Source organism: Sphingobium sp. TomMM7A (assembly GCF_055397305.1).
Genome location: NZ_AP027311.1, coordinates 605,793 through 619,875, shown reverse-complemented (window position 1 = coordinate 619,875; position 14,083 = coordinate 605,793). Strand labels below are relative to the sequence as shown.

Annotated in this window: 15 protein-coding genes; 6 read left to right on the top strand and 9 right to left on the bottom strand. The window is 62.0% G+C overall.

All coding sequences use genetic code 11. The features are described from left to right. The first annotated feature begins 23 nt into the window (after positions 1-23). Positions 24-404, top strand: coding sequence for a copper homeostasis periplasmic binding protein CopC (copC, locus tag ACZ5ZH_RS03220; protein ID WP_449474605.1), 381 nt, complete (start codon positions 24-26; stop codon positions 402-404). Positions 405-424: 20 nt separating this feature from the next. On the opposite strand, the gene ACZ5ZH_RS03215 is transcribed toward copC, so the two are convergent. Then, on the bottom strand, positions 425-1,423 hold the full coding sequence (locus tag ACZ5ZH_RS03215) for a 2-hydroxyacid dehydrogenase (protein WP_464772158.1): 999 nt from the start codon (positions 1,421-1,423) through the stop codon (positions 425-427). A gap of 125 nt (positions 1,424-1,548) precedes the next feature. Here ACZ5ZH_RS03215 and ACZ5ZH_RS03210 point away from each other — a divergent pair, with 125 nt between their 5' ends. After that, positions 1,549-2,019, top strand: a complete 471-nt coding sequence (locus tag ACZ5ZH_RS03210; RefSeq protein ID WP_449471876.1) for an SH3 domain-containing protein — start codon at positions 1,549-1,551, stop codon at positions 2,017-2,019. A 4-nt stretch (positions 2,020-2,023) separates the two neighbouring features. On the opposite strand, the gene ACZ5ZH_RS03205 is transcribed toward ACZ5ZH_RS03210, so the two are convergent. Further along, complete coding sequence (locus ACZ5ZH_RS03205; RefSeq protein ID WP_464772157.1) at positions 2,024-3,604, bottom strand: peptide MFS transporter; 1,581 nt, start codon at positions 3,602-3,604, stop codon at positions 2,024-2,026. A gap of 108 nt (positions 3,605-3,712) precedes the next feature. Between ACZ5ZH_RS03205 and ACZ5ZH_RS03200 the strand changes: the two genes are divergently transcribed. Then, the gene (locus ACZ5ZH_RS03200; RefSeq protein ID WP_449471874.1) at positions 3,713-4,291 is read left to right on the top strand and encodes a nitroreductase family protein; all 579 of its coding nucleotides are present in this window, start codon (positions 3,713-3,715) and stop codon (positions 4,289-4,291) included. Between the two features lie 71 nt (positions 4,292-4,362). Then, complete coding sequence (locus tag ACZ5ZH_RS03195) at positions 4,363-4,707, top strand: GntR family transcriptional regulator (protein ID WP_449471873.1); 345 nt, start codon at positions 4,363-4,365, stop codon at positions 4,705-4,707. Between the two features lie 4 nt (positions 4,708-4,711). Here ACZ5ZH_RS03195 and prsR read toward each other — a convergent pair whose 3' ends face one another. From prsR to ACZ5ZH_RS03160, 7 genes are all read right to left on the bottom strand, one after another. After that, positions 4,712-6,043, bottom strand: a complete 1,332-nt coding sequence (prsR, locus tag ACZ5ZH_RS03190; protein ID WP_464772156.1) for a PEP-CTERM-box response regulator transcription factor — start codon at positions 6,041-6,043, stop codon at positions 4,712-4,714. Next, the gene (gene prsK / locus ACZ5ZH_RS03185) at positions 6,043-8,115 is read right to left on the bottom strand and encodes an XrtA/PEP-CTERM system histidine kinase PrsK (RefSeq protein WP_464772155.1); all 2,073 of its coding nucleotides are present in this window, start codon (positions 8,113-8,115) and stop codon (positions 6,043-6,045) included. Before prsK ends, prsR begins: the two co-directional genes overlap by 1 nt. 9 nt (positions 8,116-8,124) lie before the next feature. Then, entirely contained in the window at positions 8,125-9,513 is a 1,389-nt protein-coding gene (locus tag ACZ5ZH_RS03180) for a TIGR03013 family XrtA/PEP-CTERM system glycosyltransferase (RefSeq protein WP_464772154.1), read from the bottom strand. Positions 9,514-9,689: 176 nt separating this feature from the next. Further along, positions 9,690-9,905, bottom strand: coding sequence for a hypothetical protein (locus ACZ5ZH_RS03175; RefSeq protein ID WP_464772153.1), 216 nt, complete (start codon positions 9,903-9,905; stop codon positions 9,690-9,692). Positions 9,906-10,010: 105 nt separating this feature from the next. Further along, positions 10,011-10,679 (bottom strand): sigma-70 family RNA polymerase sigma factor, encoded by a 669-nt coding sequence (locus ACZ5ZH_RS03170; RefSeq protein WP_464772152.1) that lies wholly within the window; start codon positions 10,677-10,679, stop codon positions 10,011-10,013. A 107-nt stretch (positions 10,680-10,786) separates the two neighbouring features. Continuing rightward, complete coding sequence (locus ACZ5ZH_RS03165; protein WP_196226406.1) at positions 10,787-10,927, bottom strand: hypothetical protein; 141 nt, start codon at positions 10,925-10,927, stop codon at positions 10,787-10,789. A gap of 95 nt (positions 10,928-11,022) precedes the next feature. Continuing rightward, the gene (locus ACZ5ZH_RS03160; RefSeq protein WP_196226407.1) at positions 11,023-11,817 is read right to left on the bottom strand and encodes a response regulator; all 795 of its coding nucleotides are present in this window, start codon (positions 11,815-11,817) and stop codon (positions 11,023-11,025) included. A 297-nt stretch (positions 11,818-12,114) separates the two neighbouring features. On the opposite strand from ACZ5ZH_RS03160, the gene ACZ5ZH_RS03155 reads away from it, so the two are divergent. Together ACZ5ZH_RS03155 and ACZ5ZH_RS03150 are read left to right on the top strand one after the other, a co-directional pair. Continuing rightward, positions 12,115-12,339, top strand: a complete 225-nt coding sequence (locus ACZ5ZH_RS03155; RefSeq protein ID WP_449471862.1) for a NepR family anti-sigma factor — start codon at positions 12,115-12,117, stop codon at positions 12,337-12,339. Positions 12,340-12,530: 191 nt separating this feature from the next. Continuing rightward, on the top strand, positions 12,531-14,081 hold the full coding sequence (locus ACZ5ZH_RS03150) for a sensor histidine kinase (protein ID WP_464772151.1): 1,551 nt from the start codon (positions 12,531-12,533) through the stop codon (positions 14,079-14,081). Positions 14,082-14,083 lie beyond the last annotated feature (2 nt).

Sequence of the window (14,083 nt, the reverse complement as noted above, 5' to 3'; positions counted from 1 at the left end):
GCAAAGAATTACCGGAGTTCAGCATCATGCGCCCTACCCTGTTCGCCGCCGCCCTTATGTTGGCCGCCATGCCCTCCCTGGCAAGCGCACAGCCGAAATTGCTGTCCTCCACCCCTGCGGCCAATGCTACCGTCAGCAAGCCTGCAAAGCTCAGCCTGACCTTCTCCGAAAAGCTGCTTCCGGGCTCGAGCGGCGTCGATCTGGTCATGACGGGGATGCCGGGGATGGCCAGCCATGCGCCGATGCCAATCAAGGGCTTCAAGACATCGGTCGAAGGCGATGGCAGGACCTTGACGGTCACCCTTCCCCGCGCTTTGCCCGTGGGTAGCTATGACCTCAACTGGCATGCGGCTGGCGCCGACCAACACAAGATTTCGGGGAAATACAGCTTTACGGTCAAATAGTCCGCTCTGCCGCCTGCAATCTAGACCCAGCCTTCCAGCACCTGATTGGGCGGGCGGTGTCCGTCGGCCCAGCTGCGGATGTTGGCGATGACGCGGGCGCCGGTGGCATCCCGTCCCTCGAAAGTCGCCGATCCCATGTGCGGCAGCAGCACCACGTTGGACAATGCGAGCAGGCGCGGGTCAACGGCTGGCTCATGCGCATAGACGTCGAGGCCAGCTCCGGCGATCCGCCCCTCCGCCAGCGCCGCGATCAAGGCAGGCTCATCAGTGATTTCCGCGCGGGAGGTGTTGATGAGATAGGCGTCGGGCCGCATCAGCGCGATACGCCGCGCGTCGATCAATGCCCTGCTGTCGGCGTTGAGCGGACAGTTGATCGACACGATGTCACATTCGCTCAGCAGCGTATCGACATCGTCATGCCATGTGGCATGCAACTCTTGCTCGACCTCAAAGGGCAGGCGATGACGATTATGATAGCTGATCGACAGACCGAAGGCCGCCGCACGCCTCGCGACCGCACGACCAATCCGGCCCATGCCGATAATGCCCAGCTTCTTGCCGCCGATGCGATGCCCCAGCATGCCCGACGGGCTCCAGCCGGGCCAGGTGCCTGATCGCACCAGCTTCTCACCCTCGGCCAGTCTGCGGGGTACGGACAGGATCAACGCCATCGTCATGTCAGCAGTGTCTTCAGTCAGCACGCCGGGCGTATTGGTGACGATGATGCCCTTCCGCCGTGCCGCGCTGAGGTCAATATGATCGACCCCGCTGCCGAAGCTGGCGATCAGTTGGAGGCGTTCGGGCGCAAGGTTGATGAGCGTCGCGTCGATCTGGTCCGTCACAGAAGGCACCAGCACGTCGCATTGCGCCATCGCCCGGGTCAACGCCGTGCGGTCCATGGGCACATCGCCCACATTGAAAACCGTATCGAACAGTTCGGCCATCCGTGCCTCGACATTGGGAGGCAGGCGGCGCGTCACGACGACGCGCGGCTTGGCGGGACGCGGTTTCTTGGCCATGATCAGCCGCTATTCCTGGCGATGGCGGTGGTCAAGCGCTTATGGCACAGGCCCAAGACAATGGTTGTCGGGCGCATCGGCCCAACGCTATAACCGGCTGTCACTTCAAGGGGAAAAGATCGGGGATGAAGAGGTATCTGCCTCAAGCGGGGATCGTCGCCGCCGCACTGTGGTTCGCCAGCGGCACATCGGCGGCGCCATCCAAACCCGTCCCCTACTGGGCCTCGCTCAGCCAGGACGAAGCGCGCATGCGCGTCGGACCCAGCCTCGACTATCCTTCAAGCTGGGTCTATCGCCGCCGCGACTTGCCGGTGAAGGTGGTGCAGGTTCTGGGCTTGTGGCGCAAGATTGAGGATCCGGGCGGAACGCAGGGCTGGATGCACGTCCGGCTGCTCAGCGACACGCCGACCGCGATCGTCACAGCATCGGTCGCGCCCATGCGGGATTCCGCGCGCGATGGAGCACGCACCGTTTTCCGCGCGGAAAAGGGCGTGGTGGGTCGGCTGTCATCCTGCAACGACGGCTGGTGCGGTTTCGACGTCGGCGGTCAGCGCGGCTTCATTCGCGCCACCGATATTTGGGGCGCGACCTCCTGACGGTTCAGGCCGGTTTGTCGCTTGCACGATCGACTATGGCGAAGCTATCCCGCTGCGCCTCAGCCTCTGCGCCCTCTTCGCCGCCCAGCTTATCGGCATGCATCAACCGCTTCACCAGCGGCGCGATGACCATCACGAAGACGCCGATACCGATCGACCACCAGCCGATCTCGCCATAGACGCTCAGCACGCCGTCCCTCGATGCCGCGCCCTCCGTGCCGCCGGTGGCTGCCGCGATCATCCCGGCGACATATTCGCCAAGCGCCATCGCGAGGAACCATATCCCCATCATCAGGCCGATCATCCGCGACGGGGCCAGCTTCGACATAGCCGACAGACCAACCGGAGACAGACACAATTCTCCCAGCGTGTGGCAAAGATAGAGAAGGAAGATGAACAGGATCGGCGTCAGCGTTCCGGGCATGCCAGCCCCTGCCACCAATATCAGAAACCCTGCGCCTACCAATATGAGCGCCAGACCGAACTTTGCAGGCGTCGATGGCTCCCGCCCTTTCTTCGCCAGCGCGATCCACAAGGCGGCCATGACAGGCCCGAAGATAAGGATATAGGCGGCATTGACAGACTGGAACATCGAAGCGGGCACTTCAAAGCCGAGGATGTTCCTGTCCGTATAGCGATGGGTGAAGAGACTGAGCGACGAACCCGTCTGCTCATACAGGCCCCAGAATAGCGGGTTGATCACCAGCAGGAACAGCGCCGCCAGCATGCGGTCTCGCCCAACCCGCTCCATCCGGCCGAACGCTTCCCACAATATGTAAATCACCATCAGGACACTGGCGCCCGCCAGCATCCATCCGACGACCGCATGTTGCTGGATCATCAGCCAGCACAGCAGGATGGACAGAAGGCTGGACAGATAGACCAGCCATTCCCGGCTGATGATGCCGCCAACTCGCTCCGCCAGCCGCGCCGGATCGGGCGGTTCCCCCCTGCCCTGCAACAGCGGCTTGCACAGGACAAAGCCGATGACGCCCGCGATCATTCCGACAGATGCCGCGCCAAAGCCCCAGTGCCAGCCCCAGCGCTGTCCCAGATAGCCGCAGATCACCGGCCCGATCGTGGCGCCGACATTGATACCCATGTAGAAAATCGTATAGGCCGGATCGCGCCGCATATCGTCGCGCGGGTATAGCTGACCCACCATTGCCGACACGCTGGCCTTAAGAAATCCGGTGCCGACGATGACCGTCGCAAGGCCCAGCCAGAAGAGGCCAAGCCCCATGCTGTTCGCCGATCCGTCCGCTTCCATGCCCAGGATGATGTGCCCGGCGGCGATGACGATGCCGCCGAACAGCACCGCCTTGCGCTGCCCCAGATAACGGTCGGCGAGATAGCCACCCATCAGGGGCGAGATATAGATTAGCGACATATAGGCGCCGTAAGAATGGGCGGCGTCACGATCCGAAAACAGGAAATGCTGCGTCAGGTAGAAGATCAGCAGCGCGCGCATGCCGTAGAAGGAAAAGCGCTCCCACATTTCGACGAAGAACAGCAGGAACAGCCCGCGCGGATGGCCAAGCCATGTCCTGCCCGAAGCGGGCGTCATAGGTGAAGAGGTCGCCATCCGTTTCCCGTCCCGACCAAGGTGGGGCGAAACCTAGATCGGAAATCCCGCCCCTGTCAAAGCAGCCCGCACTTGCGCCCCGCGTGGCGCCGCGCCATTTGAAGCCCCATGTTCAACGACGCAACCACTCCGCTCTCGCTCCTGCGCACCCGCCGTTCCGGTAAGCCGCGCGACCTTATCGCGCCCGGCCCCGACGCCGGACAGTTGCGCGAGATATTGGAGATCGCGCTGCGCACGCCTGACCATGGCAAGCTGGCGCCCTGGCGGTTCGTCATCGTGCCGGATGATAAGCGCGAAAGCCTCGCGACCCTGTTGGAGGACGCCTATCGACGCGAGAAACCGGATGCAGGGCGGCTGGAACTGGAGGCGATGCGCCAGTTCGCTCTTCAGGCGCCCACCCTCGTCGTTGCTCTTTCCGATCCTGTCGCCGGGAGCAAAATTCCGGTCTGGGAACAGCAATTATCCTCTGGCGCGGCGATCATGAACCTGCTGCACGCCAGCCATGCGCTGGGCTTTGCGGCGGGGTGGCTGACGGGCTGGCCAGCCTATAATGAGGATGTGCGCAAGGCCTTCGCCCAGGGGGAGGAACGCCTTGCCGGGTTCATATTCATCGGCACGCCGGGACGGCCACAGGAAGAGCGACCTCGGCCAGAATATGACAAAATAGTTTCCATTTGGGACAGATAGATAGACGATTGCGGTGACGGACACCGCTCATCGCATTGCCTGCATCGCTGTATTATGGCACTGATGCACTTATGGCCGATGAGTCAAAACCCGTCTATCTGCGGCTTCGCGACATCATTACTGCATCGATACTCGACGGCAGCTACCGCGATGGCGACATCCTCCCTTCCGTCCGTGCGCTCGCCGCTCAAGAAGGCGCCAATCCGCTGACGGTCGCCAAGGCCTATCAATGTTTTCAGGATGACGGCCTGATAGTGGTCAGGCGCGGGGTCGGTATGTTCGTGGCCGAAGGAGCGGCGCGCCGCCTGCGCGAAGCGGAACGGCGGCGGTTCCTGGACGAGTTGTGGCCGCCGGTCGCCGATCAGATCAAGCGGCTGGGCATTTCGGCTGAGGACCTCGGGCTCGAACTAGCCTGATGACTCAACCCTGTATCTGATATTGTTTGAGCAAGTCGTACAGAGTTGGGCGACTGATCCCCAACATCTTCGCCGCGCCTGAGATATTGCCGTCCGTCCGCGCAATCGCCCGCCTGATGACGCGCCTGTCCGCCATTTCCCGCGCGGCCTTCAGATTCACGAAGTCACCGCTCTCCGTCCGATCCCCATCCAGGTCCAGATCGGCGGCCGTGACATGCTTGCCATCGGCCATGATGACCGCGCGTTTCATACGGTTTTCCAGCTCGCGCACATTGCCCGGCCAAGTCCATGCATCGAGCGCGGCAAGAGCGTCGGGGGCCAGCCCCTTCACCTGCGGATTCATCTCCTTCGCGAAGCGGTTGAGGAAATGCCGTGCCAGCAACGCCGGATCTCCGGGCCGATCCTTCAAGGGCGGTATCCGCACGACGATCTCGGCGAGGCGATAATATAGGTCCTCGCGGAAGCCACCCGCGCGGATCATCTCCTCCAGGTCCTGATGCGTTGCGCACAGGATGCGCGTGTCCACCATGACCGTCTCCGGCCCGCTGGCGACCAGCCGATCCTGTAGGAAGCGCAGCAGCTTCATCTGCATAGCCAGCGGCAATTCGCCGACTTCGTCCAGAAACAATGTCCCGCCCTGCGCGCGCTCGATCTTGCCCGGCGCACCGTCCTGGCCGAACAGTTCGGCTTCCAGCAACGCCTCCGGGATCGCGGCGCAGTTCACGGCAACGAAGGCGCTATTCCGGCGCGGGCTCACATCATGCAGCCCCTGCGCAAGCAATTCCTTGCCCGTTCCACTCGCGCCGGTCAGCAGGACCGAAACCTGTGCCGCGGCAACCCGCTCGATCGTGCGGGCGACCTTCAGCATTTCCGGCGCCGCCGTGATCAACCGTCCCAGCACACGTGCTTGCTCAGGGGCGACCTCAGCCAGCCGGGCATTTTCCCTCTCCAGCGCGTGAACGTGGAAGGCCCGGCGGACGATCAGCCCCAGCTCGTCAATATCGACCGGCTTCTGGTAAAAATCATAGGCACCACCGGAAATGGCGTTGAGGGCACTTTCGCGCGCCCCATGACCCGAGGCAACGATGATCTTGGTATCCGGCTTGATCTGGAGCATTTCGCCAAGCGTCGCGAAACCCTCACTGGTGCCGTCCGGATCAGGCGGCAGGCCAAGGTCCAGCGTAACAACGTCGGGAGCCTCTGCCCGCAACATCTCGATCGCTTCCTCCCGGTCGCCCGCGATGAACAGCTGATAATCCTCATAGGCCCAACGCAATTGCCGTTGCAGGCCGGGATCATCCTCCACGATCAACAATTTGGGTCGCGTGTCGCTCATCAGGCGGCCATCCCCTCTGTACCATGCAGCGGCGCGACCGGCAGCCGCACCGTAAAGCGGCTTCCCTGCCCCGGCTTGCTTTCCACCTCGATGCTTCCGTCCATTCCCTGCGCCAGCGCCCGTGCTTCAAAAGCCCCGATGCCAAAGCCCCCGGCCTTGCTGGAGGAAAAGGGCTTGAACAGATCACGGCGGACATATTCGGCGGTCATGCCGCAACCCCGGTCGATCACTTCAATCATCGAGTAACGGCCATCCCCGCCCAGCCGGATTTCGACCGGCTCGCCCGCCGCACTTGCGTCGATCGCATTTTGCAGCAGGTGGACGATGATCTGCTCAACCCTCGCCGGATCAGCCATGGCGAGGGGGGCGTCACCTGTCAGCCGAACCTCATGCTGGCGCGATCGGCTCCGGGCAACCTTCTCCGCAATGTCTTGCAGGGAAACCGGCTGGCGCTCGGCAGTGCGCGCCTTGTTATGCTGGGACAGACGCGCCAGCAGGTCGTTCATCTTGCCCACCGATTCCTTGAGCGTCAGCACCATGTCCGCGCGGAATTCGGGATTATCGGCATGCCGCTCCGCATTTCGGGCGAGCAACGACAGCTGGCTGACCAGATTCTTGACGTCATGGATGATGAAGGCAAAGCGGCGGTTGAACTCGTCGAAACGCTGGGCATCGTCCAACGCTTGCTGCCCCTGCGCCTCGCTCAGATAGCTCGCCGCCTGACGGCCCGCCGTGCGCAGCATGTCGAGATCTTCCCAGTCCAGCCGCCGGTCCATTGCAGGCCGCGCCAGCAGGATGGCACCGATCAGCTTGCCGAAATGGATCAGCGGGACCAACGCCCAAGCGCGCGCGTCCGCCCGCATCCATCCGGGCGCTTCACGGCCCTCACGGCGCGCAAGATCCTGGTCGATATCGATGATCCAGCCACTCCGCTCAACCAGCAGCGCGAAAGGCGCAGGCACGGTCGCATCATGAGCGAGCTCACCATCCCAGTTCCAATGGGTTTCCAGCGCGAGGGAGCCGTCCTCGGCGCGCAGCATCAATATGGCGGCGGGCGAATCGGTGATGTCGGCCACTGCCTTCGCCACCCGTTCGCCCAGCGGCGGCGCGTCGTTGCCCGGTCTGCCGATCGTCTCGCCAAAACGCATCCATTCGGTGCGATAGTCATAGCGATGCTGGAAGAAATGCTTGGCGACCTGGACCTTCCAAAGCGCCCGTATCCGGGGCGAAGGCAGCAGTATCAGCGCGCTGACGGCCATGAAGAAGACACAGCCAATCTGGATGATCCGGGCATAGGGGCCAGCAAGCAACTCGATCGCCAGCGCAGCCGCCGCGATGAGGATCATGTAGAGCGTCATCGAAACAAGCGACAGCGCACGGAAGGTCAGCAATCGTGACAGTTGAACCTGCGCCGCCATATCCCGCCGCATGCCCACCGCAATCACCGGAGCGAGCAGCGCCATCAGCGGGCCACGAAGGGCATACAGCGCATTCGCCCGCTCGATCGCGAAATAGCCGATCACATAAAGATTGAAGTCATAGGTCCACATCGCCGCCAGCGCGCCGAGCAGCAACGCCACCCGGCCCCGCTGCTGCGGAGGCCAGCTGATATAAAGATGGTGGACCAGCATCAGCCCGCCGACCGCCGTCATCATGTGCAGGCTAAGTGACACCTGTACCAATGTGTGATGCAGGTCGCTGGCGCTGGGCAATTGCCGCCAGATGAGGTCGGTGAAGGTCTGGAGCAGGATCAGCCCCGCCACAGCGGCATAGACCGACCCGATCGCCACCATCGATCCCGCGCGTGCAGCCGCGTCCCGGCGCAGCATCATGAACAGCAACAGCAGCCATGCCGCGTTGCGGATATTCTCACCAATGCCCGTCAGCGGCTTGTCGACCCCGCCGAAGGATACATAGAGCGACCAGCAGGATGTCAGCAGCAGGGCGACGGCCAGCATCCGCTGGTCTGCCGCTTGCTCCCGGCGGCGCAGGCCGAATATCCCCACCGCCGCGAACAGCACGGCGGCCAGCGCGTGGCCCCAATCTCCGACAAATTGCAGCAGCCCTCCCATCGCCGCGCCTCAGCGCGCCCCTTCCGGCCACAGGATGACGCGCAGGGTCTGGATCAGGATCAGCAGGTCGAGGAAGGGCGTATAATTTTTGGCGTAGTAGAGATCATATTCCAGCTTGTTCCTGCTGTCCTCGATCGACGCGCCATAAGGATAGTTGATCTGCGCCCAGCCGGTGATGCCCGGTTTCACCATGTGGCGCTCAGCATAATAACGCAGATGCTGTTCCAGATCCTCGACGAACTGGCGCCGCTCCGGGCGAGGACCAACGAAGCTCATCTCGCCCTTCAGCACCGTCCATGTCTGCGGCAGTTCATCAATGCGCAGCTTACGGAGCCAGTAGCCGAGCCGGGTGATCCGGGGATCGTCCTTTTCCGCCCAAACCGCCTGCCCGCTGACTTCCGCATCCTGCCGCATGGTGCGCAGCTTCACGATCCAGAATTCCTCGCCGAACAGGCCGACGCGCTGCTGCCGGTAGAAAGCAGGGCCTTTACTATCGAGCTTCACCAGGATCGCCGCGATCAGGATGATAGGGCCAGTCAGCAGCAGAAGGATGGAACTGGCGATGACGTCGAAGAGCCGCTTGGCGATGCTGGACAGGCGGCGGCCTGCGGAGAAACCATCCGAAAAAATCAGCCAGCTGGGATTCACGCTGTCGAGATCGACCCGTCCCGTCTCCCGTTCGAGGAAGGTCGATATCTCGTTCACATGGACGCCGGTCGTCTTGATACGCAGGAGATCGGACAGGGGGAGCGCGTTGCGCCGCTCCTCCAGCGCCAGCACAACCTCGCTGGCGGCCAGCCGCACCACGAAATCCGCCAGATTATAGATGGCGCTGCGGTTGATCGCTTCGGGGATCACCTGCGTCCCGTCATTCATCGCGATATAGCCGACGATCAGGAATCCCGCCCCCTTACGCTGTTCCAGTTCGCGGATGCGGTTGGCGCGATCGCCCGCGCCCAGCACGACCAGCCGACGCTTGAACGCCTCACCACCGAGCATCGACCCCAGCAGCAGCCGCACCGCCAGCAAGAGGGCGATAGCAAGCGCCATGGCATAAAGTGAATTGGACCGCCAAAGCGTCAGGTCTGGCAGCATGAAATGCATGACCGACAGGAATATGACGCCCAGCGAAATCGCCACCAGCAGCCGCGCGAAGGCGAAACGGATGGACTGAAGCGCTTCGGTGCCATAGACGCCCACCGCGATCATGGCAGTCTGGATCGACAGCGCGAAGCTGATCAACGGCGCGGCGCGCGTCGTGATCTGATCGACATCCATGCCGATCTGCCGAGCCCTCAATATCCATCCAGCCTCGGCCGCGCCCAGCAGCAGGACAAGATCAAGCAGCCCCAGTAGCAGCACGGCATGCGGCACATAATGTTTGAAAAGCCTGATCATCAGTCGCGCGCATTCCCGGCGCTGCCGTTGGCAAAGGCAGCCTTGTTGGCATCGGAATCGCTTACAATGACTGTAAGGAAATCCGACAATGCGCTGACTGTGGAGGAAATTCCCAAAGATTTTCTGAAGATGGCCTGCGCCGCCGCCTGTTCCTTTTCAGCGCGTCTGTCCGCAGGTCAGTTCCGGCTGTTCAGCCGCTCCGCCTCATTTTGAGCAGCATCGCCGACGACATGCGCTGCGCTATCGGGTGAATCGGCCGCTTCGATCAGCGTGTCGCCCACTCGACTTTCGCGTTCCTTTGTCAGGTAGAAGAAGCCGATAGCCAGGATCAGGGCAATCGCAACCAGCGCGAAAATCACGGTACTACCGCGAGACCGCTGGGTTTCGATCATCTGGTCCCGTTTTTCGCGGTCCAGAGGAGGGTCTCTCCTTCCACCCTCAACCATAGTCCTTCTCCCATGCCCCTTCCCATCCGGGAAGGTCGGCAGGAACCGGCCTTATACGTCATCGGCATCCAGGTCGGGACTCTGCCTAGTCTCACGCCCACGACTGAGGCGATCGACATCGTCCATGATCTCGTCCAGCACGGCTGTCTCTCTGGTCTCCTGCGTCCGCCGCGACGGCAGATCACCGCTTTCGAGAATCTGTTCCAGCGCGGCGCGTCCACGCGCCACCCGGCTCTTGATGGTTCCAACCGCGACGCCGCAGATTTCGGCGGCCTCTTCATAGGCAAAACCGCCCGCGCCGACGAGGATGAGAGCCTCACGCTGCGGCTGAGGCAATTGCAACAGGGCACGCTGCATGTCGGAAAGCTCGACATGCTTGTCCTGGCCAGCAGGCGCCGCCAATATGCGATCAGCCGTCAGGTCATCCCAATCGCCACGAAAGCGCGAGCGCCGCATCTGCGAAAGATAATGGTTTCGCAAAATTATGAACGTCCAGGCGCGCATGTTGGTGCCCGCCTGGAAACGGGCACGGGCCGCCCATGCTTTCAAAAGCGTTTCCTGAACGAGGTCATCGGCGACATCGCGATTACCCGAAAGGGACCGGCCAAACGCGCGCAAGTGCGGGATCACCGCAGCCAGTTCACGTTTGAAGTCCGAATCCGAGAGCGACTGCCGCTCCTCTTCCTGGTGCTCCGCCTCCTGGCCAAGCCCTTCGCTCATGGGAACAACCCTCTTACTGGCTGTCGCCCTCGCCTCATGAACCGAAGCCGTCAAAGCCATATGTGCGTCCGCATCCTATACCCATTGTTCCACGGAACCAATGTTGTTTACCCGTAATAGCTCCACAGCACGATCAGCATGCCAATAATTACCAGAGGCAGCGAAATGCCGAGAATGTAACGGACGATGTGTGGCGTCGATCCTGACCTGGCGTCTTCGGCAGCAACGTGCTTTTCCTCTTCCGCCATAATTCACCTCCCGATCGTTACGCATGAATAACGCGGGGGGATGAGCCGGGTTCCGCCACTCATTCAGTCTTTTATGGCACGTCGGCTTTGCCCCATCATACCGGGGCGGTAGCCTCGTCAAAGAAAAGGGCTTGCGAAATGGCCGCTTTGACCGTCGAACGCTGGAACGGCTTGGTGATGAGGAATGTCGGTTCGGGACGCTCGCCAGTCAGCAGGCGCTCGGGGAACGCGGTGATGAAAATGACCGGCACGGAGAACTCCGCCAGAATATCCTTCACCGCATCAATCCCACTGGAATCGTCCGCCAGCTGAATGTCGGCCAGCACCAGCCCCGGCCGCTCCGCCATCGCTTCACGCACCGCATCTTCACGCGTCACGGCAATCGCCGTCACTTCATGACCAAGGTCGCGGACAATCGTTTCGATGTCCATGGCAATGATCGGCTCGTCCTCGATGATCAGGACCTTGGCGCGCGTCTGCGCCTCGATCTCGCCCAGCGCTTCTTCCACTAGGGCTTCGACATCGGCCGGGTCCAGACCGATCAGATAGCCGACGTCATCGACCGTGAAACCTTCCAGCGCCGTCAGCAGCAGCGCCTGCCGGGGGAGCGGTGTCAACCTCGCGAGGCGTGCCTGCGCGACCGCTTCCTGCCCGTCATTGCCCGTCAGGACCGGACCATCTTCCAGATGGGATGACGACCAGATCGCGTGGAAGGTCCGGTAAAGGCCAAGCCGCGGATCGACATCGGCCGGAAACTCTTCGGGCGCCGCGACGATCGCTTCCAGCGTCGCGCGCACATAGGCGTCACCATGACCCTGGCTGCCCGTCAGGGCGCGGGCATAGCGGCGCAAGAAAGGAAGATGGGGGTGCAGTTGCTGTCCAAGCGACATCTGTAAATCTTCTCCCAGCCCATAGGGCGCATTGCTACTAAACACTCGCTGCGCGAAAGGATGGATTGCTGATGCCGATGTGGCAAGCCCCCGCCCCTCTCGGTCGCCTTTCACAAGGCCACAAAAAATGCTTCGAAGTGCGGAACCAACGACGAAAAGATTTGTTTCACTGCCGTTCGGTTTTTTAACTGAAATCTGGATTTTGATGTAAAGGTCCGCTGGCGGTCAATTGACGTCGTGCGGGAAAGCCGCAAAAGAAATGTCGATTGACATGTTAGCGTTGCAGAGGGGCGTATTTTGGTTGCTTCAACGACGGAACGGGATGTGAAGGGAGGGGACAAGAAAGATGTCGGCGCCAACACCCCGGATTCGGGCGTGACTGGCAGCGCCCCCCGAAAACGGCGGTCCTCCCCGGCCAAGGGTGACGGACAAGTCGCCAACGCGCTGCGCTCCGTTTATCAGCGTGCGGTGGATGAAGACATTCCCTCCGAAATGCTCGACCTACTGCGGAAGCTGGACTAAGCGTCGGTTCAAGGATCGACGTCATTGAGGCGTCCCGGACGGAGGGCAGACTGGTGCTTTTCGAAAATGGAATATGCGCGGGCCGACCCGTTGCTTGGGCGGTACGTGCTTGCGTGCGCCAGACCTTTCCTGTCGACACACTCCTGATTATCGCATGAACGGGACGGCCAGTCCCAGCCAGTTGATTGCTCATGCGTAACCTGAACAGCCTGATCCAGTCCACCGGCGTTAAGATGTTCCTCATCCTGACGCTTGCCCTGCTGCCGCTGGGCCTTATCGCCCTTGTCGCGTCGTTGCAGGCCATCCGGACGTCCGACCTGGAAAAGGAAGCGCTGCTTCGCGTGTCCGTGACGCAGAGCGCACGGAAGTTGACCGAAGATCTGGCTTCGGATCGAACGGCTTTGATGCTTACCGCCAACGCGCTGTCCACCGGCAGCGAGGGGCCGGAAATGTGCCAGCGGCTGTCGGTCTTCCTGACGTCCCACGACCGGGAAGGCGGCCGATATTATATCTACGATCGAAAGGGTCGCCGCATCTGCGGATCGTCCCAGCCAGAACCGCGCGGCCTGACCACGGCGGCACGTTTTCACACGGCTCCGGCGCTCCTGCTCCCAGCATCGGGCTATCTCGTCAGCCGCGTGGTCAGCGACAACAGGCAGGTGGCGGCAATCGCCTATTATTCGCGCTCCTATCTGGAAACGATCGCCAGCCCGACCACCGCGCTCCAGAACCGTCAGTTAAGCTTGCAGCAGGGCGATCAGCTTCTGGTGGTCAGTCGTCCAACAGGCAATCTGCGGGGCAAAAGCACCAGCCTGTCCGCGCGGCTTGATCCGCCGGACATCCTGCTCACCATGACCTTGCGCGATCCGCCGGTCACGCTTGCGCGCATGCTTTCGCTGTTCCTGCCGCTGGTAATGTGGTTCGCGGCGGCGGCGATCGGCTGGTTCGTGGTCAACCGATTGCTGATCCAGCCGCTAGTCGCGCTGCGCCGCGCCGTAGCCGCCTATCATCCCGGCGAAGTGCTGGAGCCGATGCGCCGTATACGCACTCCCGCGCAGGAAATAGTGGCGCTGGGCGAAACCTTCCGCGAAATCAGCGAGGATGTAGCAACGCATGAGGCCGAGATGGCCGAAGGGCTGGAGACCCAGCGCAAATTGACGCGAGAGGTGCATCATCGCGTCAAGAACAACCTCCAGATCATCGCCAGCCTCATCAGCCTGCACGCCCGCGCCGCGCACGAGCCTGAAGCTGTGGAGGCCTATGCGTCGATCCAGCGCCGCGTCGATGCATTGTCGGTCGTCCATCGCAACCATTATGCGGAATTGGAGGAGCATCGCGGCGTTGGCGTGCGGTCACTGGTCAGCGAATTGTCCGCCAGCCTGCGCGGCACTGCTCCCGCAGAAGCGCGTCGGTTCGGCATCCAGATTGACAGCGACAATCTGCACATCAGTCAGGACGTTGCCGTTCCCATCGCCTTCCTGCTGACAGAACTGGTAGAACTGGCGATGCTGTCCGATCCCAAGACAGGCATGCGCATAACGGTGCAGCTCGAACCCGGACGGGAAGACCGCGCGATCCTTCACGTCAGTTCCCCGGCATTGCGCGCTTCCGATACGATGGGCGAAAGGATCGAGGAACGTTATGGCCGGGTACTGACGGGCCTTTCCCGCCAGCTGCGCGCTCCGCTGGATCATGATCCCGTCGCTGGCGACTATGCCATCGCCATCACCGTCATTCCCTGATC